General features: G+C 69.6%; 22 protein-coding genes. 17 read left to right on the top strand and 5 right to left on the bottom strand.

The window, feature by feature from the left end; genetic code table 11:
* Nucleotides 1-234: 234 nt before the first annotated feature.
* The gene (glmM, locus tag EPO51_RS08240) at nucleotides 235-1,587 is read right to left on the bottom strand and encodes a phosphoglucosamine mutase (protein ID WP_293348567.1); all 1,353 of its coding nucleotides are present in this window, start codon (nucleotides 1,585-1,587) and stop codon (nucleotides 235-237) included.
* 128 nt (nucleotides 1,588-1,715) lie between these two features.
* Here glmM and glmS point away from each other — a divergent pair, with 128 nt between their 5' ends.
* Complete coding sequence (glmS, locus tag EPO51_RS08235; RefSeq protein ID WP_293348564.1) at nucleotides 1,716-3,536, top strand: glutamine--fructose-6-phosphate transaminase (isomerizing); 1,821 nt, start codon at nucleotides 1,716-1,718, stop codon at nucleotides 3,534-3,536.
* A 63-nt stretch (nucleotides 3,537-3,599) separates the two neighbouring features.
* Here the strand turns inward: glmS and EPO51_RS08230 are convergent, their stop codons facing one another.
* Entirely contained in the window at nucleotides 3,600-3,854 is a 255-nt protein-coding gene (locus EPO51_RS08230; RefSeq protein ID WP_293348561.1) for a hypothetical protein, read from the bottom strand.
* 167 nt (nucleotides 3,855-4,021) lie between these two features.
* Between EPO51_RS08230 and EPO51_RS08225 the strand changes: the two genes are divergently transcribed.
* Nucleotides 4,022-4,891, top strand: coding sequence for a UTP--glucose-1-phosphate uridylyltransferase (locus EPO51_RS08225; RefSeq protein WP_293348558.1), 870 nt, complete (start codon nucleotides 4,022-4,024; stop codon nucleotides 4,889-4,891).
* Nucleotides 4,892-4,897: 6 nt separating this feature from the next.
* Nucleotides 4,898-5,779, top strand: a complete 882-nt coding sequence (locus tag EPO51_RS08220) for an SDR family oxidoreductase (protein ID WP_293348555.1) — start codon at nucleotides 4,898-4,900, stop codon at nucleotides 5,777-5,779.
* 16 nt (nucleotides 5,780-5,795) lie between these two features.
* Here EPO51_RS08220 and EPO51_RS08215 read toward each other — a convergent pair whose 3' ends face one another.
* Nucleotides 5,796-6,542: an alpha/beta fold hydrolase gene (locus EPO51_RS08215; protein WP_293348552.1), complete on the bottom strand. Its 747-nt coding sequence runs from the start codon at nucleotides 6,540-6,542 to the stop codon at nucleotides 5,796-5,798.
* 46 nt (nucleotides 6,543-6,588) lie between these two features.
* Between EPO51_RS08215 and EPO51_RS08210 the strand changes: the two genes are divergently transcribed.
* The 7 genes from EPO51_RS08210 to EPO51_RS08180 all read left to right on the top strand — a co-directional run bounded on the left by EPO51_RS08210 (nucleotide 6,589) and on the right by EPO51_RS08180 (nucleotide 13,498).
* Nucleotides 6,589-7,752, top strand: a complete 1,164-nt coding sequence (locus tag EPO51_RS08210; protein WP_293348549.1) for a glycosyltransferase family 4 protein — start codon at nucleotides 6,589-6,591, stop codon at nucleotides 7,750-7,752.
* Nucleotides 7,752-8,726, top strand: coding sequence for a glycosyltransferase family 9 protein (locus EPO51_RS08205; protein WP_293348546.1), 975 nt, complete (start codon nucleotides 7,752-7,754; stop codon nucleotides 8,724-8,726). The genes EPO51_RS08210 and EPO51_RS08205 overlap by 1 nt, the downstream gene beginning before the upstream one ends.
* 119 nt (nucleotides 8,727-8,845) lie before the next feature.
* Nucleotides 8,846-9,367 carry a translation initiation factor IF-3 gene (infC, locus tag EPO51_RS08200; RefSeq protein ID WP_293348543.1) on the top strand — a complete coding sequence of 174 codons (522 nt, stop codon included), beginning with the start codon at nucleotides 8,846-8,848 and terminating at the stop codon, nucleotides 9,365-9,367.
* Nucleotides 9,368-9,378: 11 nt separating this feature from the next.
* A complete protein-coding gene (bla, locus tag EPO51_RS08195; protein WP_293348540.1) occupies nucleotides 9,379-10,242 on the top strand; it encodes a subclass B3 metallo-beta-lactamase in 864 nt (287 codons plus the stop codon).
* Nucleotides 10,243-10,358: 116 nt separating this feature from the next.
* Nucleotides 10,359-10,973 carry a PEPxxWA-CTERM sorting domain-containing protein gene (locus EPO51_RS08190; RefSeq protein ID WP_293348537.1) on the top strand — a complete coding sequence of 205 codons (615 nt, stop codon included), beginning with the start codon at nucleotides 10,359-10,361 and terminating at the stop codon, nucleotides 10,971-10,973.
* Nucleotides 10,974-11,051: 78 nt separating this feature from the next.
* Nucleotides 11,052-12,290, top strand: a complete 1,239-nt coding sequence (locus EPO51_RS08185) for an MFS transporter (RefSeq protein ID WP_293348534.1) — start codon at nucleotides 11,052-11,054, stop codon at nucleotides 12,288-12,290.
* Nucleotides 12,287-13,498, top strand: coding sequence for an MFS transporter (locus EPO51_RS08180; RefSeq protein WP_293348531.1), 1,212 nt, complete (start codon nucleotides 12,287-12,289; stop codon nucleotides 13,496-13,498). The genes EPO51_RS08185 and EPO51_RS08180 overlap by 4 nt, the downstream gene beginning before the upstream one ends.
* Here the strand turns inward: EPO51_RS08180 and EPO51_RS08175 are convergent.
* Nucleotides 13,495-13,674, bottom strand: a complete 180-nt coding sequence (locus EPO51_RS08175) for a hypothetical protein (RefSeq protein ID WP_293348528.1) — start codon at nucleotides 13,672-13,674, stop codon at nucleotides 13,495-13,497. The two genes, EPO51_RS08180 and EPO51_RS08175, sit on opposite strands and share 4 nt — an antisense overlap.
* A 228-nt stretch (nucleotides 13,675-13,902) precedes the next feature.
* Here EPO51_RS08175 and EPO51_RS08170 point away from each other — a divergent pair, with 228 nt between their 5' ends.
* The 7 genes from EPO51_RS08170 (at nucleotide 13,903) to EPO51_RS08140 (ending at nucleotide 19,462) form a co-directional block, all read left to right on the top strand.
* Nucleotides 13,903-14,250: an ANTAR domain-containing protein gene (locus EPO51_RS08170; RefSeq protein ID WP_293348525.1), complete on the top strand. Its 348-nt coding sequence runs from the start codon at nucleotides 13,903-13,905 to the stop codon at nucleotides 14,248-14,250.
* Between the two features lie 145 nt (nucleotides 14,251-14,395).
* Complete coding sequence (gene rpmI, locus EPO51_RS08165; RefSeq protein WP_293348522.1) at nucleotides 14,396-14,596, top strand: 50S ribosomal protein L35; 201 nt, start codon at nucleotides 14,396-14,398, stop codon at nucleotides 14,594-14,596.
* A gap of 13 nt (nucleotides 14,597-14,609) precedes the next feature.
* On the top strand, nucleotides 14,610-14,966 hold the full coding sequence (rplT, locus tag EPO51_RS08160) for a 50S ribosomal protein L20 (protein WP_293348519.1): 357 nt from the start codon (nucleotides 14,610-14,612) through the stop codon (nucleotides 14,964-14,966).
* A gap of 115 nt (nucleotides 14,967-15,081) precedes the next feature.
* Nucleotides 15,082-16,191, top strand: a complete 1,110-nt coding sequence (gene pheS / locus EPO51_RS08155) for a phenylalanine--tRNA ligase subunit alpha (protein ID WP_293348516.1) — start codon at nucleotides 15,082-15,084, stop codon at nucleotides 16,189-16,191.
* Complete coding sequence (locus EPO51_RS08150) at nucleotides 16,188-16,595, top strand: ASCH domain-containing protein (protein ID WP_293348514.1); 408 nt, start codon at nucleotides 16,188-16,190, stop codon at nucleotides 16,593-16,595. Before pheS ends, EPO51_RS08150 begins: the two co-directional genes overlap by 4 nt.
* Nucleotides 16,592-18,961, top strand: a complete 2,370-nt coding sequence (gene pheT, locus EPO51_RS08145; protein ID WP_293348512.1) for a phenylalanine--tRNA ligase subunit beta — start codon at nucleotides 16,592-16,594, stop codon at nucleotides 18,959-18,961. Before EPO51_RS08150 ends, pheT begins: the two co-directional genes overlap by 4 nt.
* A 33-nt stretch (nucleotides 18,962-18,994) precedes the next feature.
* A complete protein-coding gene (locus EPO51_RS08140; RefSeq protein WP_293348510.1) occupies nucleotides 18,995-19,462 on the top strand; it encodes a VOC family protein in 468 nt (155 codons plus the stop codon).
* Here the strand turns inward: EPO51_RS08140 and EPO51_RS08135 are convergent.
* Nucleotides 19,449-20,114 carry a DUF1134 domain-containing protein gene (locus EPO51_RS08135; protein WP_293348508.1) on the bottom strand — a complete coding sequence of 222 codons (666 nt, stop codon included), beginning with the start codon at nucleotides 20,112-20,114 and terminating at the stop codon, nucleotides 19,449-19,451. The genes EPO51_RS08140 and EPO51_RS08135 overlap by 14 nt on opposite strands.
* Between the last annotated feature and the right edge of the window lie 72 nt (nucleotides 20,115-20,186).

The raw sequence follows: 20,186 nt of genomic DNA, 5'->3' as shown, positions 1-20,186 counted from the left end.
ACGAGGACGAGGCGGAGGACGGCGGCGACACAGCCCGGCGCAGCTCTGGCTGACCGCGCGCCAGCGCACTCAAGATCCCAACCACGGAAAACACGGACGGACACGGAAGGACCGGCGCACCCACGCCCCGGGGCCGCATTCCGTGCTTTCCGTGTCGTCCGCGGTTCGAAGACGGCGCCTGCGGCGCGGAGGAAGGAAGGCCACGCCCTTCGGCGGGACTGAATATCGATGGCGCTAGGCTGCGGCCTTCTTCACCGCGCCGGCGATATCCTTGATCACCTGGTTGACCAGCTTCTCGTCGTCGGCTTCGGCCATGATCCGGATCAGGGGCTCGGTGCCCGAGGCGCGGACCACCAGGCGGCCCGTGCCGTTCAGGCGCTGCTCGGCGTCGGCCATGACGGCCTTCACCTGATCGTTCTCCAGCGGCTTGCCGCCGGCGAAGCGCACGTTCTCCAGTCGCTGCGGCACCGGCTCGAACTGCCGGGCCAGCGCGCTCATCGGCTTGTCGCTCTCCTTCAGCACCGCCAGCACCTGCAGCGCCGCCAGCAGGCCGTCGCCGGTGGTGGAGAAGTCCGACAGGATCAGGTGGCCGGACTGCTCGCCGCCCACGTTGAAGTCGCCCTGCCGCATCCGGGCCATGACGTAGCGGTCGCCCACCTGGGTGCGTTCCAGCTTCAGTTGGCGCGCGGTCAGGAAGCGTTCCAGGCCCAGGTTGGACATCACCGTCGCCACCACGCCGCCGCCCCGCAGCCGGTCGCGCCGCGCCCAGTCGCCCGCGATCAGGGCCATGATCTGGTCGCCGTCGATGATCGTGCCCTTCTCGTCGCAGATCACCAGCCGGTCGGCGTCGCCGTCCAGCGCGATGCCGATGTCGGCGCGGTATTCCTTCACCGCCTTCTGCATGGCGGCTGGCGCGGTCGAGCCGCACTCCTGGTTGATGTTGAAGCCGTTGGGGGCGACGCCGATGCGGATCACCTCGGCGCCCAACTCGTGCAGCGCCTCGGGAGCCACCTTGTAGGCCGCCCCATTGGCGCAATCGATCACGATGCGAAGGCCCGACAGGCTCAGCCGGCGGGGGAAGGTGGCCTTGGCGATCTCGATGTAGCGAGCCTGGCTGTCGTCGATCCGCTGCACCCGGCCCAGCGCGGCCGGCGGGGCCAGGTTCTGCTGCAGGCCCTCGTCCATCAGGGCCTCGATCTCCAGTTCCTTCTCGTCCGAGAGCTTGTAACCGTCGGGGCCGAACAGCTTGATGCCGTTGTCCGAGAAGGCGTTGTGCGAGGCCGAGATCATCACGCCCAGATCGGCGCGCAGGCTCCGGGTCATCATCGCCACGCCCGGCGTCGGCAGCGGGCCGAACAGCCGCACGTCCATCCCCACGCTGGTGAAGCCCGCCACCAGGGCCGGCTCGATCATGTAGCCCGAGAGCCGGGTGTCCTTGCCGATCACCACCAGGTGGCGGCGCTCGTCGCCGGACATGAACATCTTGCCCGCGGCCATGCCGACCCGCAGGGCGACCTCGGCGGTCATGGGATGGCGATTGGCCTCGCCCCGGATGCCGTCGGTGCCGAAATAGGCGCGCTTAGTCATGAAGATGCTCGTCGGACATGATCGAGGGAAACGATCCGAAACTGACTTTTAGTCGACGGCGACCTACCGGATGCTAAAGCCGCCGCGACGTCGGGATTCGCGTCTACCACAAAGGAAGCCTCGGCCACATGTGCGGCATCATCGGCATCGTCGGGACGAAGCCCGTGCAGGATCGGCTGATCGAGAGCCTGAAGCGGCTGGAGTACCGCGGCTACGACTCGGCGGGCGTCGCCGCGGTGGTCGGCGGCAAGGTCCAGCGCCGTCGGGCCGAGGGCAAGATCCGGGCGCTGGAGGAGGCGCTGGCCGCCGAGCCGCTCGGCGGCGCGGTCGGCATCGGCCACACCCGCTGGGCGACCCACGGCGCGCCCTCGCTGCGCAACGCCCACCCTCATACCCAGGGGCGCGTGACCCTGGTCCACAACGGCATCATCGAGAACTACGCCGAACTGCGCGAACGCCTCCGCGCCGCGGGCCGGATCTTCGAAAGCGACACCGACACCGAGGTGATCGCCGCCCTGCTCGACAGCGAGCTGGCCACCGGCCTGCCGCCCGTCGAGGCGCTGAAGGCGACGCTCGACCAGCTCAGCGGCGCCTACGCCCTGGGCGTGCTGGTCGAGGGCGAGGACGGCCTGCTGATGGGCGCCCGGCGCGGCAGCCCGCTGGTGGTCGGCTACGGCGACGGCGAGATGTTCATCGGCTCCGACGCCCTGGCGGTCGGGCCCTTCACCAACCGGGTCTGCTATCTGGACGAGGGCGATTTCGTCGCCATCAGCCACGACGGGGCGAAGATCTTCGACCACGCCGGCCAGCCGGCGGAACGGCCGATCCGCACTGTCCCCGCCTCCGCCGCCCTCGTGGAGAAGGGCGCCTACCGCCACTTCATGGAGAAGGAGATCCACGACCAGCCCGAGGGGTGCCAGCGCACCATCGCGGCCTATGTGGACACCCTGACGGCCACGACGGCCATCCCCGGCGGGATCGACTTCGCCGGCCTGGCGCGCATCCAGATCGTCGCCTGCGGCACCTCCTACATCGCGGGCCTGCTGGGCAAGTACCTGATCGAGCAACTCGCCGACCTGCCGGTGGACGTCGAGATCGCCTCGGAGTTCCGCTACCGCCAGCCGGCGCTGCAGGCGGACTCCCTGGTCGTGGCCATGTCCCAGTCCGGCGAGACGGCCGACACCCTGGCGGCCCTGCGCTACTGCCAGGCCAGGGGGATGCGGAGCGCCGCGGTGGTCAACGCCGTGGAATCGACCATGGCCCGCGAGGTCGACGTGGTCTGGCCGATCCACTGCGGACCCGAGATCGGCGTCGCCTCCACCAAGGCCTTCACCGCCCAGGTGAGCGTGCTGACCGCGCTGGCCGTCGCCGCCGCCCGGGCGCGGGGGCGGATCGACTCGGCCGAGGAGCAACGGCTGGTGCGGGTGTTGCTCGAGGCGCCGCGCCTGATCGCCGAATCCATCGAGCTGGAGGAGGCCGTTCGCCGGGTGGCGATGGAGGTCTCCAAGGCCCGCGACGTGCTCTACCTGGGCCGCGGGCCGATGTACCCGCTGGCCCTGGAAGGCGCGCTGAAGCTCAAGGAGATCAGCTACATCCACGCCGAGGGCTACGCCGCCGGCGAGCTCAAGCATGGCCCCATCGCCCTGGTCGACGAGCAGACGCCCATCGTGATCCTGGCGCCGTCCGACAGCTATTTCGAGAAGTCGGCCTCGAACATGAACGAGGTGATGGCCCGGGGCGGCCAAGTGATCTTCATCACCGATCCGGAAGGCCAGCGGCATGCGCCGGCCGGGGCCCGGGTGGTGGTGACCGCGCCGCGCTGCGACCCGCTGATCGCGCCCCTGGTCTATTCCCCGCCGATCCAGCTCCTGGCCTACCACGTGGCCGTGCTGAAGGGCGCCGACGTCGACCAGCCACGCAACCTGGCAAAGTCGGTGACGGTGGAATAGGCAAAGAAAAACGGCCGCCCCATGGGGACGGCCGCCTTCCAAACCATCTCGTGGAGAGAAGGCTTACTTCTTTTCCGGCTCGGCGGCCGGAGCGGCCGGCGCAGCGGCGGACATCGCGCCAGCGTCCGCGGCGGGCGGAGCAGCGGCGGCGTCGGCGGGCGGGGCGGCGGCGTCGGCGGCCGGCGCGGCCGGAGCAGCAGCGGCGTCAGCGGCCGGAGCGGCGTCGGCAGCCGGAGCAGCCTCTTCCTTCTTTTGGCAAGCGGCCAGGCTCAGAGCCATGACACCAGCGGTGGCGATCGTCAGAATGCGAAGCTTCATTGAGTAGGCTCCCCTGGGGGTGAATCCCCGACGCGGCGACCCTACACAACTTCGTGCGATCTCAAAATCGTGATCGCACTCTGGCTCGCAAAATTTCTCGCCGAAGCTCGGCGCAACGCATTAGGAGATCGCGGCGCGTGGGTGGCCGCGGGTCTTCGGAGGGTTCGATGGGCAAGCGGGTGCGGAAGGCTGTCCTGCCGGTGGCAGGTCTGGGTACGCGGGTCCTTCCCGGCGCCAAGACCACGCCGAAGAACCTGCTGAACGTCGTGGACCGCCCGATCCTCAGCTACATCGTCGAGGAGGCCCGCGCCGCGGGCATCGAGCATTTCGTCTTCATCGTCGGCCGCGGCCAGGGGGCGATCGAGGACTATTTCGACTCCAGCCCCGAGATCGAGGGCATCCTCGAGGCGAAGGGCAAGCTCGACATCCTCGCCGACGTGCGCCGCGACCTGCCGCAGCCCGGCCAGATGAGCTTCATCCGCCAGATGGCGCCGCTGGGCCTGGGCCACGCGGTCTGGTGCGCCCGCGACGTGATCGGCGACGAGCCCTTCGCGGTGATGCTGCCCGACATGCTGATGATGGCGAAGACCGCCGCCCTGGCCCAGGCGGTCGCGGCCTACGAGCAGACCGGCGGCAACATCGTCGTGGTCGAGCCGGCGCCCGAGGGCGAGGCCCACAAGTACGGCATCGTCGCCCTCGACGGGCAGGACGGGCGGCTGAACCGCATGACCGGCATGGTCGAGAAGCCGGCGCCGGGGACCGAGCCCTCGAACCTGTTCATCTCGGGCCGCTACATCCTGCAGCCCGAGATCTTCAACATCTTGGAGACCCAGGAGCGCGGCGCTGGCGGCGAGATCCAGCTCACCGACGGCATGTTCAACCTCATGAAGACCCAGGACTTCCACGCCCTGGAGTATGAGGGGACCACTTACGACTGCGGCGACAAGATCGGCCTGCTGCGCGCCAACGTCGCCTTCGCCCTCGCCCGCCCCGACCTCGCCGACCAGGCCCGCAAGGCCATCGCCGCCCTGCTATAAGGACGGATGCGGCTCTTCCTCTTCGGCTACGGTTTCTCAGGCCGGGCGCTGGCCCGGCGCCTGAAGCCTAAGGGCTGGCAGGTCGCCGCCACGTTCCGCGACGCCGAAGGCGCGGCAAGGATCGCGGCCGACGGGGTCGAGCCCATCGACCTGTCCGACCGGGCCGCCCTGGTCCGCGCCCTGGCCGTGACCCGGGCCCTGCTGGTCACCGCCCCGCCCGGCCCCGACGGCTGCCCGGGACTCAACAGCCTCGTGGGGCCGCTGGCCGAGGCCGGCGCCTTCCCGGACTGGATCGGCTACCTCTCCACCACCGGGGTCTACGGCGACCGGCGCGGCGGCTGGGTCACCGAGGCCAGCCGGCTCGCCGCCCAGTCGGTCGAGGGCGCCCGCCGGGTCGGCGCCGAGCGCGACTGGCAGGAGGTGGGGCGCGGCATGGGCCTGACCGTCGCGGCCTTCCGCCTGCCAGGCATCTACGGCCCGGGCCGCTCCGCCTTCGATCGCCTGCGCGAGGGCCGCGCGCGGCGCATCGTCGCCGAGGGCCAGGTCTTCTCCCGGATCCACGTCGACGACCTGGCCGCCGGTCTCGAGGCCTCCATCGCCCGGCCGCGCGCCGGCGGCGCCTACAATCTCTGCGACGACGAGCCCGCGCCCAACAGCGACGTCATCGCCTACGCCGCCCGCCTGCTCGGCGTCGCGCCGCCGCCCGAGGTGAGGCTCGAGGACGCCAACCTCTCTCCCGCCGCGATGCGCTTCTACGCCGAGAGCAAGCGCGTCTCGAACGCCCTGGCCAAGGCGGAGCTCGGCTGGCGTCCGGCCTACCCGAGCTACCGGGAAGGGCTGAGGGCGATCCTGGCCGCCGAAGCAGGCCGGCTCTCTCCCCGAGCATAGCGAGCGCGGGGAGACGTCAGCCCAGCTCCTCCACCGCCGCCAACAACCGCGCGATATCCTGCGGTCGCGACAGGCGGTGGTCGCCGTCCTTGATCAGGGTGAAGACCACGTCCTCGCCCTTCAGCGCCTGCGCCAGCTCCAGGGCGTGGCGCCACGGCACGTCGGGGTCCTCTCCGCCCTGGAGAATGCGGACCGGCATCTCCAGCGGGATCGGCGCGCCGCCCAGGATCGACCAGCGGGCGCCGTCCTCCAGCAGGGCCCGGGTGATCGGATAGGGCTGGCCGTACTCCGACGGCCGCAGCCAGACGCCCTCCGCGGCCAGCGCCGCGCGACCCTCGGGCGGGATCCCGGGGGCCATCAGCTTCTCGGTGAAGTCCGGGGCGGGGGCGACCAGCACCATGGCCTTCACCCGCCGGGGCATCGCCATGGCGGCGAGGCAGGCGATCCAGCCGCCCATGGACGAGCCCACCAGCACGAGCGGGCCGGCGGTCAGCTCGTTCAGCACGCCGATCGCATCTTCGCGCCACCGGGTGATCGTACCCTCCGCGAAGTCGCCGGAGGATTCCCCGTGCCCGAAGTAGTCGAACCGCACATAGGCCCGCCGCGCGGCCAGGGCCCAGTCGGCGAGGGCCTCGGCCTTGGTCCCGGCCATGTCCGACCTGAAGCCCCCCAGCCAGACCACCGTCGGCCCCGCGCCTTCGACCATCCGCCAGGCCAGGCGCGCGCCATCGGGCCGATCGAGGAATCCTTGAATCTCGCTCATGCGAGCCTCTTAGCAGTCGGGGCCAACTCAGTTTAGAGAAGGACGCGTGCCCCTACCCCCCGATTTCACCCTGCTGCAGGTGGTCCCCGAACTGGAGACCGGCGGCGCGGAACAGAGCACCATCGACGTGGCCCAGGCTGTCGTCCGCGCCGGCGGGACGGCCCTGGTGGCGACGCGCGGCGGCCGCATGGTCGCGCGGCTGGAAGCCGACGGCGGGCGCATGGCCCAGATGCCGGTCCAGACCAAGAATCCGCTGGTGATGCTGGGCAACGCCGCGCGCCTGGTGGCGCTGATCCGCCAGGAGAACGTCTCCATCGTCCACGCCCGCAGCCGCGCCCCGGCCTTCTCCGCGCTGTGGGCGGCGAAATCCACCGGCACGCCGTTCGTCGCCACCTACCATGGCGTCTACAAGGCGCAGTCCGGCCTGAAGCGCTGGTACAATGCGATCATGACCCGTGGCGATCTGGTGATCGCCAATTCCGACTACACGCGCGACCATGTGCTGAGCGAGCACAAGCTCGCCCCGGACAAGCTGGTCACCATTCCGCGCGGCGTCGACCTGGATCGTTTCGACCCCACCTTCGTCACGTCGAACCGGGTGGACGCCCTGCGCGCCGCCTGGGATCTGAGCCCGAACGACCACCGGACCCAGATCCTGCTGGCCGGACGCGTCACCCGCATCAAGGGCCACCTGGTGATCGTGGAGGCGGCCAGACTGCTGGCCGCCCGGGGCCGCCAGGACTTCCAGATCCTGTTCGCCGGCGACCACCAGGGCCGCACGGGCTATGCGGCCGAGGTGCAGGCCGCCATCGACGCCGCGGGCCTGGGCGACGCCGTGAAGCTGGTCGGCCACTGCGACGACATGCCGGCCGCCTACCTGCTGGCCGATTTCGCGATCCTGCCCACCAGCGTGCCCGAGAGCTTCGGCCGCGCCGCGGTCGAGCCCCAGGCCATGGGCCGCCCGGTGATCGCCTCCAACCACGGCGGGGTCACCGAGACCATCCTCGACGGGACGACGGGCTGGCTCGCGCCCGTGGACGACGCCGAAGCCTGGGCCGACGCCCTCGCCCGCGCCATCGACCTCGGTCCCGGCAAGCGGCTGGAGATGGGCGAGGTGGGCAAGAAGCGCGCCCGCCAGCTCTACTCCGCCGACGCCATGTGCGCCCAGACGCTGGCCGCCTACGAGAAGGTCCTGGAGGACCACGACTGATGCCCCGGAACGTGCAGCGCATCCTGGTCATCAAGCTCTCGGCCCTGGGCGACTTCGTGCTGGCGCTGGCGGCGATGAAGAAGATCCGCCAGGTCCACGCCAAGGCGCACATCACGCTCCTGACCACCCCGCCGTTCGAGGCCCTGGCCAAGATCTGCCCCTACTTCAACGCCGTGGACACCGGCGGCCGGCCCGAGAGCTTCCCCGAGTGGATGGCGCTCAGGAAGCGGATCAGGGCGGCCAACTACGATCGGGTCTATGACCTGCAGACCTCTGCCCATTCGAACCGGATCTTCCAGGCGCTGCGACCCAACCCGCCGGCCTGGTCGGGCGTCGCCTTCGGCTGCTCGCTGCCGCACAAGAACCCGCTGCGCAACGGGATGCACACCCTGGAGCGCCAGGCCGACCAGCTCATGTACGCCGGCATCTGGGAGGATGCGCCCACCGAGCCGGGCTCGGCGCCGCCCCCGGACCTGTCATGGGTCATGAAGTCCGCAACCGTCGACCGGCCGGTGCCCGGCGCGAACAAGCCCCGACCCTATGTGATCTTCGTCCCCGGCGGCTCGGCCCATCGGCCCGAGAAGCGCTGGCCGGTGGAGCGCTATTCCGAGCTGGCCCGCATCCTCTATTCGCGAGGCTTCGACGTGGTGGTGATCGGCGGGCCGGCCGAGGCGGACCTGGCCCACGCCATCCAGCGCGCCGCGCCGCGGGCCCGCGACCTCACCGGCCGCACCGACTTCGCCTCGGTGGCCAGGCTGGGCGCCAAGGCGGCGCTGGCGATCGGCAACGACACCGGGCCGCTGCACCTGGCCGCCGCCGGCGGCGCGCCGACGATCGTGCTGTTCTCGAAGGCCTCCGACCCCGCCCTGTCGGCGCCACGCGGCCGGGTGGCGATCCTGCGGGCAGAGAACCTGGCGGACCTGCCTGTGGCCCAAGTGGCGCAGGCGGCCAACTCTTTGGCCCCGACAGCGTAGAGCGCGCCTTGATACAGAGGGTCCCGCGGGTCATATACTGACCTCACGACCGGAGCGCTCGCGCGCACCGGCGTTTTTTGCGTTTCAACAGCACCGGAGCACTGCCTATTCGCCGCCCCATGCAAACGCCGCCCGTCAAAGAAGGGCCGCGCATGAACGAAGATATCCGCGTACCGCGCGTCCTCCTCATCGATCAGCACGGTGAGAAGCAGGGCGTCATGCCCACCTCGGCCGCTATCGAAGCAGCTGAAGAAGCGGGCCTCGATCTGGTCGAGATCGTGCCGAACGCGGATCCGCCCGTCTGCAAGATCCTGGACTACGGCAAGTTCAAGTTCCAGGAGCAGAAGAAGAAGAACGAGGCGCGGAAAAAGCAGAAGGTGGTGGAGCTCAAGGAAATCAAGCTCCGTCCGAACATCGACGTCCACGACTACGAGGTGAAGGCGCGGTCGATGCACCGCTTCTTCGAGGAAGGCGACAAGGTGAAGATCACCCTGCGCTTCCGCGGCCGCGAACTGGCCCACCCGGAACTCGGGATGAAGCTGCTCCAGAAGGTGAAGGCCGACTTCGAGCCCGTCGCCAAGGTGGAGTACGAGCCCCGCATGGAGGGCCGCCAGATGATCATGATCCTGGCGCCGCGATAAGCGAGGCTCAAGTGAAGTCACTGGCCTACGGAATTCTGAGCGCGGCCGTCCTTGGGGCGGCCGCTTTCGTCTCGCCCGCCCTCTCGGCCGAAGCGCCGGATGCGCCCACTCAGCCGTTCAAGATCGGCGAGGGCCTCTATTACGTGGGCTCGGTCGACTACGCGGCCTATCTGCTGACCAGCAAGGCCGGCCTGATCGTGCTGGACGGCGGCGACGCCGAGACCGGCAAACAGGTGGTCGCCAATATCAAGGCCCTGGGCTTCGACCCTGCCCAGGTGAAGGTGCTGCTCAACACGCACCAGCATTTCGACCATGCCGCTGGCCTGGCGACGATCAAGCGCGCCGCCCCGGCCGCCAGGCTCTACGCCAGCGCCGCCGACGGGCCGATCATCGCGGCGGGCGGCCAGGGCGATCCCTTCCTGAAGGGTGAGCGCTTCCACTATGAGCCCCTCAAGCCCGACGTAACCCTCAAGGACGGGCAGAAGGTCGCCCTGGGCGGCTGGACGCTCACGGCCCACATCACCGGCGGCCACACGAAGGGCTGCACCACCTGGACCTTCCCGGTGACCGTGGCCGGCAAGGTGCGCCAGGCCCAGGTCCACTGCTCCTCGTCCGTCCTGCCGGGCTACAAGCTCGGCAAGACCGAGACCTATCCGGGCCAAACCGCCGACTATGAGAAGAGCTTCGCCACCTGGAAGCAGCTCCCCTGCGACGTCTTCCTGGCCTCCCACGCCAGCTTCTACGGCCTCAAGGCCAAGAAGGCGGCCCTCGACGCCGGCAAGGCCGACGCCTTCGTCGACCCGGCGGGTTGCAAGGCCTTCTATGTGAAGCAGGAAGCGGCCTTCCGCGCCGAGCTGAAACGGCAAAACCCGTAGACCCGCATTTGCACGCCTGACGGGTGGCGAACTCCCGCAATGGGCGAAGTGCGTTTCGTCGGGCGAGGATGCAGCCGAAGGTTGATTCGCCGGCCGCCGGCACGGGGATAGCCATCATGCACTTCAGAACAGCCGCGCTGGCCGCGGCGGTGCTCGTCATGAGCACTCCGGCCCTGGCCGCCACCACCTTCACCAGCAAGGCCGATTTCCTGACCGCCGTCGGCGCGGTCACGGCCAACGACCTCGACAGCGCGCCGGACACGGCCAGCTACGACTTCGGCGACTTTACCGCCGCGGCCGTGGGCGATCCGCTGGACCCCGAGGTCTTCGGCTTCAAGCCTTCATGGAGCGGCCCCGGCAACTCCCTCCACATCAATCCGCCGGGCGAACTGGCGACGTTCACCTTCGACGCCCCGATCTTCGCCTTCGGCATCGACCTTCTGGGACTGGAAATGCTGGAGGGCGGCGACCTGATCTTCACGATCAACGAGGTCGACTACACCCTGGCCTGGATGGACGAAAGCGCCACGCCCAGCCTGCTCTTCATGGGGCTCGCGGACAGCGCCGGGTTCAGCAAGGTGACGATCTCGTCCACGGGCATGGGCAAGATCGAGCTGGACAACGTGCTCTATGCCGGGGGCGTGCCGGAACCCGCCACCTGGGCGATGCTGCTGATGGGTTTCGGCGGCCTGGGCGCGGCCCTACGCCGGCGGCGCCCGCAGGTCGCCTGACCCGGCGCCCGGCCGTGACGGCGGGAACCCGCCGTCTCGCCCTTGCCCGCGGCCCGCGCGCGTCCTAACACCGTTCACATGTCCGACCTTGCGCCGCGGGAGGCGTCGCCGCCTCGCATGGCTGCGCCGTCGGTTATCGCCGCCATCTTCATCAATATGCTGGGCTTCGGGATCATCGTCCCGTTGCTGCCCTTCTACGCCAAGTCGTTCGACGCCCAGCCCTGGCAGATCGCCCTGGTGTTCTCGGCCTACGCGGCCGGCGGCTTCTTCGGCGAACCGTTCTGGGGGCGGCTCTCGGACAAGTACGGCCGCAAGCCGCTGCTGATCTCGACGCTCACCGCCAACTTCCTCTGCTACCTGGCGCTGGCCTTCGCGCCCAACGTCTGGGCCGCGCTGGCCATCCGCTTCGTCGGCGGGCTCGCGGCGGGCAACGGCGCGGTGATCCAAGGCTACATCGCCGACGTCACTCCGCCCGAGAAGCGCCCCCGCACCATGGGCTACATGGGCGCGGCCTGGAACGTCGGCCTGATCGTCGGGCCCTCGGTGGGCGGATTGTTCGCCCATCCGGAGGCAGGGCCGATCGGCTTCCAGATCCCGCTGTTCATCTGCGCAGGGCTGTCGGCCCTGTCGGCGCTCTCCATCGTGCTGTTCATCCGCGAGAGCCGGAACCGTCAGCCGCACGTCACCGACCAGCCCAGCCGCTGGAAGGCCACCGGCGAGGCCGTGCGCCATCCGGTGATCGGGCGGCTGATGCTGCTGACCTTCCTGGTAGGCTTCGCCTTCACCGGGATCGAGAGCACGTTCGGCCTCTGGACCCAGGCCAAGTTCGCCTGGGGGCCGAAGGAGATCGGCCTCTGCTTCGCCTTCGTCGGCATCACAGCGGCCTTCACCCAGACCTTCGTCACCGGGCCCATGGCCGAGAAGTTCGGGCCGGGGCCGATGCTGGCGGTCGGCATGACCGTCACCCTGATCGGCCAGGTCCTGCAGCCGTTCTCGTTCCACCCCGCCATGGTGATCGCCCTGATGTGCGTGACCGCGGCGGGCCAGTCTGTGGCCTGGCCGAACGTCAGCGCCCTGATCTCCGAGACCGCCCCGCCCGACCGTCAGGGCCAGATCCTGGGCCTGAACAACGCCATGGGCGCGCTGGCCCGGGTGGCCGGCCCGTTCTGCGCGGGGCTCAGCTTCGCCCACATCAGCCTGAACGGTCCTTTCTGGCTGGGCGCCATGATCGTCGCGCCCTCCATTTGGCTGGCGCTGATCGCAGCGCGCCGGGCCCATGCCTGGCGGCTGGCCCAGACGGGTGAGGGCTCCGGATGACGTCCGCGCCCATGGGTCTTGCCGAGGAGCGCCGCGCGCTGGTCGTCCTGCTCACGGTCATCTTCCTGATGATCGCGGGCTTCGGCCTGGTCATCCCGCTGCTGCCGTTCTTCGCCCACGCCTTCGACGCCCCGGCCTGGCAGGTGACCCTGCTGTTCTCGGCCTTCTCGGTGGGCCAGTTCCTCGGCGAGAGCTTCTGGGGCCGGCTGTCCGACCGGATCGGCCGTCGCCCGGTGCTGATCGTCACCATCGCCATGGTGGGGGTGAGCTACGCGGCCCTGGCGTTCGCGCCGAACATGCTGGCGGCCTTCGCCATCCGCTTCGCCAACGGCTTCTTCGCCGGCAACATCTCCACGCTCCAGGGCGCGCTGGCCGACATCACCCCACCCGACAAGCGCGCCAGCCGCATGGGGATCATGGGCGCGGCGTTCAGCGCGGGCTTCATGACCGGCCCGGCGATCGGCGGCTTCCTGGCCCAGCCCAGCCGCGGCGCCCTGGGGTTCCAGCTGCCGCTGCTAGTGGCGGCGGGCTTCGCGCTGGCCTCGGCGCTGGCGGTCATCCTGCTGGTCCGCGAGAACCGGCCGGACGCGGCGAAGGCGGCGCCCGTCAAGCGGCTCAGATCGGCGGGTCTCCGCGAGGCCTTCGCCCACCCCATCATCGGCCGGGTGATCCTGATCAGCTTCATCGTGGTGGTGGGCTTCGCCGGAATCGAGGCGATCTACGGCCTGTGGACCGAGCACGAGTTCGGCTGGGGGCCGCGCCAGATCGGCTTCGCCTTCATGGTGATCGGCCTGCTGGGCGCGGTTTGCCAGGGCCTGGTGTCGGGCCGCCTCGCCCGCCGCTACGGCGAGGCGCGCGTGCTCGCCGCCGGCCTGGTGTTCATGGGCCTTGGCCTGACGACCCAGTGGCTGTCGCCTACCTGGCATGTGGCGATGCTGGGCTTCGCCTTCGTCTGCGTCGGCCAGTCGATCTGCTTCCCCAACATCAGCGCGCTGATTTCCCAGGCCGCGCCGCCCGACCGGCAGGGCGAGATGCTGGGCCTGAACATGAGCGGCATGGCGCTGGCCCGCATCGGCGGACCGGTGCTGGCGGGGCAGTTGTTCTCGATGGTGTCGCCCGGCTCGCCGTTCGCGCTCTCGGCGCTGCTGATCCTGCCGGCGCTCTGGTTCGCCTGGGCGGTGATCCGGCGGATGCCCAGGCTGGCCTAGGCTTTGATATCCACCACGGTGCCGGTCCCCGGCGCCTTCGAGGACGAAGCAGGCTTGGAGGCCTCCTTGGCCGCCTCGTCACGACTGGGGGGCGGGGGCGCGGACTGCCGGCTGGGCGCCACCGGCGCGGGCGGGGTCACGGGCAGATACTGGCTCACGGAAGAGATGGCGGACATTCTCGTCTCCGGCGCCGCCATTTCGCGGCTGAGCCCCCGTCATAACGGGTCACGGCTAACCTCTGCTTAAGCTTTGAAGAAAAAGTCGCGGCCACGCCGCTGACGCCGCCGGTTCGGACCCGGCTCACGCGATTGTCAGATCACCCACCATCGTGATGCAGCGTTTCAGCTACTAAGTTCAGCATCCAGTTGGCGATTCGGAGACAACGGACCATGACATCACCGCACATGGACACTATTCTCCTCGTATGCAGCGATGAGGATTATTCCGTCAATCTGATCGACAGCCTGCATGATATTGGCGCAAATGTGATCGGACCTGTATCTCGCGGCGACGTTGCGCTGGCGCTTGCCGCACAAAACTCACCGAACCTGGCTATTTTTGCGAATGAGCCGTCCTGCGAGCGCGACGCCACCGAATTGGCCCGCGAGCTGCACGACACCTGGGGCGTCCGTTCCCTCCTGCTGGACGGCGCCATCCGCAATGTGGGCGAGCAACCCTGGCTGCCCGAGGCCGAGACGCTGGATCGGCTCATCGACAGTCTCGCCCAGGCGGACGCGGCGCGGACGCAGTAGGATCGCGCCGAGAGGCGGGAAAGAAGTTGTGTCGCGCACAAATTCCGCGTAGTAGCCCGCCCCTTCGGAACCGCCTGGCCCCACGGCATGCCAGGGCGGTTCATCAACACGACCAGAGGACGGGGTCTTCGGATCCCGACGTGAAATGCCCAAACTGAAGACCAAGTCCGGCGTGAAGAAGCGCTTCAGGATGACGGCGTCCGGCAAGCTGAAGGCCGGCGTCGCCGGCAAGCGCCACCGCCTGATCAGCCACAACGCCAAGTACATCCGTCAGAACCGCGGCACCAAGGTGATGAGCGACGCTGATACCAAGATCATCAAGCTTTGGCTCCCGTACGGCCTCTAGGAGAATCTGACAGATGGCACGCGTGAAAAGGGGCGTCACCGCCCACGCCAAGCACAAGAAGGTTCTCGAGCAGGCCAAGGGCTTCTACGGGCGCCGCAAGAACACCATCCGCACCGCCAAGGCGGCCGTGGACAAGGCCGGCCAGTACGCCTACCGCGACCGCAAGGTCCGCAAGCGCAACTTCCGCTCGCTGTGGATCCAACGGATCAACGCCGCAGCGCGCCTGGAGGGCTTCACCTACTCGCAGTTTATTCACGGCCTGGACAAGGCCGGGATCGAAATGGACCGCAAGGTCCTCGCCGACGTCGCCGGCGCCGATCCGACCGCGTTCAAGGCCATCGCCGACAAGGTTCGCGCTGCGCTGGCTTAAGCCTTAGGTCTCCCGGAGACCCTGAAGCTTTCAAGAGCCCTCCGGCCGAACCGCCGGGGGGCTTTTTGCTGCCCCCCTTCACCCCACAAGGTTCGAAGGCTAGGACACCCGTCCCATGACTGATCTCACCAAACTCGAAGCCGAGCTCACGGCGCGCGTCGGCGCAGCCGCCGACCTGGCCGCCCTGGAAGCCATCCGCGTCGAAGCCCTCGGCAAGACCGGCTCGGTCTCCGAGCTGCTCAAGACCCTGGGCCGGCTGACGCCCGACGAGCGCCGCGAACAGGGGCCGAAGATCAACGGCCTGCGCGATGCGGTCGCCTCGGCCATCGCGGCGAAGAAGGCCGCCCTCGAAACCGCCGAGCTGGAGGCCAAGCTGGCCGCCGAGCGCGTCGACCTCTCCCTGCCGCCGCCGCCCGAGCGCAAGGGCCGGGTCCATCCCACCATGCAGGTGCTGGACGAGATGATCGCCGTCTTCGCCGACATGGGCTTCTCGCTCGCCGAAGGCCCGGACATCGAGGACGACTTCCACAACTTCACGGCGCTGAACTTCCCGCCCAAGCATCCGGCCCGGGAAATGCACGACACCTTCTGGCTGCCGGAGGACGAGCACGGCGAGCGCAAGGTGCTGCGCACCCACACCAGCCCCGTGCAGGTGCGCGTCATGCAGCGCCTGAACGAGAAGCTGCCGTCCTGGATCGCCAATGGGCAGGAGCCGCCGATCCGCGTGATCGTGCCCGGCCGCACCTATCGCTCCGACAGCGACGCCACCCACACGCCCATGTTCCACCAGATGGAGGGACTGGTCATCGACCGGAACATCCACATGGGCCACCTGAAGTGGACGCTGGACACCTTCATCAGCCGCTACTTCGAGACCCCGGTGGTCGAGACCCGCTTCCGGCCGCACCACTTCCCGTTCACCGAGCCGTCGGCCGAGATGGACGTGAAGTGCGACCGCTCGGGCCGCGACGTGAAGATCGGCCAGGGGACCGACTGGATGGAGATCGTCGGCTGCGGGATGGTGCATCCCAACATCCTGCGCACCTGCGGCCTCGATCCGGACGAGTGGCAGGGCTTCGCCTTCGGCTTCGGCATCGACCGGCTGGGGACGCTGAAGTACGGCATGCCCGACCTGCGCGATATGTTCGCCTCGGACGTCCGCTGGCTGGAGCACTACGGCTTCTCCGCCTTCCAGGCGCCGAACACCGCCACGGGCCTGTCATGAGCGTGCTCGAGCAGGACTGGCGCGCCCTGGAGAGCTTCGCCTTCGGCGACAGCCCGCGGATGGCCGACGACCTCCTGGCCTTCGTGCTTTCGGGCGCGAAGACGGCGACCTGCTGGTCGGTCCGCGACGGCCAGCAGACCGAGGTCGGCAAGCGTATGGTGGTCAAGGACGGCGCCGGCCGGCCCCGCGCCGTCATCGAGACCGTGTCGCTGGAGAAGCTGCGCTTCAACGAGGTCGGCTGGACCTTCGCGCTCGCCGAGGGCGAAGGCGACGAGTGCCTGGAAGACTGGCGCGACGGCCACCGCGCCTATTTCACCCGCAACGGCGGCTACGCCCCAGACATGCTGCTCTGGTGCGAGCGGTTCCGCCTGGTCGAGACCATCGGCGAAGGAGCCGAGCAATGAAGTTCACGCTTTCCTGGCTCAAGGACCACCTGGACACGACCGCCACGGTCGACCAGGTCGTCGAGGCCATGACCATGGCCGGCCTCGAGGTCGAGCACGTCGAGGACCCCGGCAAGAAGCTGGCCGCCTTCACGGTCGCGAAGATCGTCGAGGCCGTGCAGCACCCCAACGCCGACAAGCTGCGGGTCTGTCAGGTGGACACCAAGGACGGCCGGCTGGAGATCGTCTGCGGCGCGCCGAACGCGCGCGCCGGCCTGACGACCATCTACGCCCCGATCGGCGCCTATGTGCCGGGCAGCGGCGTGACGCTGGAAGCCCGGCCGGTGCGCGGCGTGGTCTCCAACGGCATGCTCTGTTCCGCGAAGGAACTGGAGATCGCCGAGGAGTCCGACGGCATCGTCGAGCTCGCGGGCGACCTGGCCGTGGGCGCCAGCGCCGTCGAGGCCTTCGGCCTGGAGGCGGTGATCGACTTCGAGGTCACCCCCAACCGGCCCGACTGGCTGGGCGTGCGCGGCATCGCCCGCGACCTGGCCGCCGCGGGTCTGGGGACCCTCAAGCCAGACACGGCCGCGCCGGTGAAGGGCGCCTTCCCCTGCCCCATCGAGATCCGCGTCGATGGCGACGCCTGCCCGGTGTTCTCCGGCCGCCTGATCAAGGGCGTGAAGAACGGCCCCTCGCCGGCCTGGCTGCAGCAGAAGCTGATCAGCGTCGGCCTGCGCCCGATCAACGCCCTGGTCGACGTCACCAACCTGATCTCCCAGGACCGCTGCCGGCCGCTGCACGTCTATGACGCCGGCAAGCTGACCGGGAGCGTCATCGAGGCCCGGCTGGGCGGGGAGGGCGAAACGCTCGAAGCGCTCGACGGCCAGACCTATGAGGTCGGTCCCGAGGTCTCCGTCATCGCCGACGGCTCCGGCGCGATCGGCCTCGGCGGCGTCATGGGCGGCCTCTCCACCGGTTGCTCGGACACCACCACCGAGGTCTTCGTGGAAAGCGCCTGGTTCGATCCGATCCGCACGGCCCAGACCGGCCGCGCCACCGGCATCACCTCGGACGCCCAGTACCGCTTCGCCCGCGGCGTCGATCCGGAGTCGCTCGTCCCCGGCCTGGAACTGGCGACCCAGCTGATCCTCGACCTCTGCGGCGGCGAGCCGTCGGAGGTGCGGGTCGCCGGCCATGCGCCCCCGCCGCCCGCCGCCATTGTCTTCGACCGGGCCTATGTGAAAAAGCTCTCCGGCCTCGACATCGGCCCGGCGCGGATCGACGACATCCTGGCCAAGCTGGGCTTCGCGGTGGACGGCGACGCCGTCACCCCGCCGTCCTGGCGCCGCGACGTCGAAGGCAAGGCCGACCTGGTCGAGGAGGTCGCCCGCATCGAGGGCTTCGACAACCTGCCCGTCGAACCCCTGCCCGAGATCGCCCGTCCGCCCGGCGGCGCGCTCACCGTGCGCCAGCGCCGTATGCGCGACGCCCGCCGCACCATGGCCGCGCGCGGCTACGCCGAGGCGGTCACCTGGAGCTTCATGCGCCGCGACTGGGCCGAACTGCTGGGCGGCGGCGACGAGAAGCTGGTCCTGACCAATCCGATCGCCGCCGACCTGTCGACCATGCGCCCCTCCGCGTTGGCCAACCTGATCGACGCGGCGGCCCGCAACGCCAAGCGCGGTTTCGCCGACGCGGCGCTGTTCGAGGTCGGTCCCAACTTCCGCGGCGACCAGCCGGGCGACCAATGGACCGCCGTCACCGCGCTCCTGGCCCCGCACCCGCCCAAGTCCTGGGCGAAGGCCGGCGGCGACCCGCTGTTCGAGCTGAAGGCCGACCTGCTCGCCCTGCTGGACGAGATGGGCGCGCCGACCCTGCAGGTGGTCCAGGGCCAGAACGCCGCCTGGTGGCACCCCGGCCGCTCGGCCCGCCTCCAGCTCGGCCCCAAGGTGGTGGTCGCCGAGTTCGGCGAGCTGCACCCGCGCATCCTGAAGGCCATCGACGCCGACGGCCCCATGCTGGCCTTCGAGGTCAACCTCGACGCCATCCCCGAGCCGAAGCGCAAGGGCGTGAAGACCAAGCCGGCGCTGGAGCTCTCGCCCCTGATGCCGCTCAAGCGCGACTTCGCCTTCCTGGTGGCCGCCGACACCCCGGCGGGCGACCTGGTCCGTCCGATCCTGGGCGCCGACAAGGCCCTGATCGCCGACGCCCGCATCTTCGACGTCTACGCCGGCCAGGGCGTGCCCGACGGCATGAAGTCGGTCGCCGTCGAGGTGGTCGTCCAGCCGCGCGAGAAGACGCTGACGGACGGCGAGATCGAAGGCCTGTCGGGCCGGATCGTCGCTGCGGCCGAAAAAGCGATCGGGGCGAAGCTGCGCGGTTGAACGCGTCGACTTCCGCAGCGGCGCCGTGGCTCCATGCCGGCCATGGAAGTCAACGGCGTCGCGCACACCTTCATCACCGCGGGCGACTTCGAGCGCTCGGTGGCCTTCTATCGGCGGCTGCTGCCGTTCCTGGGGATGCGCGAGGTCGCCGACAGCCCGGACACCTACTACTGCGTCGGGGGCCGCACCGGCTTCGGCATCCGACGGCCCGAGCCGGAGCATGCGGGCCAGCGGTTTGTGCAGTTCCGGGTCGGCCTGCATCACCATTGCTGGCGGGCCCGCGAGCGCGCGGACGTGGACGCGCTCCACGCCTTCCTGCTCGAGATCGGCGCCAAGATCGTCCACCCGCCCCAGGACGAGCCCTGGGCGCCGGACTATTACGCCGTGCTGTTCGAGGATCCCGACGGCATCCGCCTGGAGCTCAACCACGTCCCCGGCCGCGGCCTCTTCGACACCCCGACGCAGCGCGTGGGGGCGTCGCTGGACGCTAGAACGGGATGATGTTGCGCTTCCGGGTGTAGGCCAGGTAGCCGATGTTGGCGCCCAGGCGCAGGCCGACTCCGGCGCGGATCGGCGCCAGGGTCACGTCCTCGGCGCGCTGGTAGTTCACGCCCAGGCCCCCCACCAGATAGGCCGATCCTTCCACGCCGGGATAGCGCTGGAAGATCACCTCGGGAACCTGGAGGTTGTAGCACAGGGTGAAGACGCGGCTGGCGTTGCCGCCCCAGTCCCAGCCGACCGAGGGGCCCTGCCAGAACACCTCCATCGGCTCGCGTTCCTTCATGTACATCAGGCCGCGGCCATAGCGCAGGCCCAGCACGAAGGCGCCTGAGCCTTCCTCGCCGGCGATATAGGCGGTGGGCCGGCCGTTGTTGGCGAACAGCCGCTCGACCGCGGCGCCCGCGGCCTCGGCGGTCACGCCCAGGAAGTCGGAGACGTTGGTGACGATCTCGTCCTGGCTGTAGGTCGGCGCGCCGCCAGGGGCCGGGCCCGGGGCCGCCCCCGTCGGACCGGCCGACGGGTAGGCGGGCTGCGAGTTCGGCGGCGGCGGCGCTTCGGCCGGCGGCAGGGGCTGCGACGACACCTGCGCGCGCGCCAGCGTGGGAGCGGCCAGGGTGATCAGGCCCGAAGCCAGCAGTTTGCGTCGATCCATGGCGGTTCTTCGCCTCCGAAACGTGAATCAGGGCGCCCGCCCAACGCCCTGGATGCCGCCTGTCGCCTTAAT

Origin of the sequence: Phenylobacterium sp. (assembly GCF_004297125.1) — a bacterium.
Classification (GTDB): domain Bacteria; phylum Pseudomonadota; class Alphaproteobacteria; order Caulobacterales; family Caulobacteraceae; genus Phenylobacterium.
The sequence above is the reverse complement of the archived record's forward strand: the minus strand, read 5'-3'. Positions and strand labels throughout refer to the sequence as shown.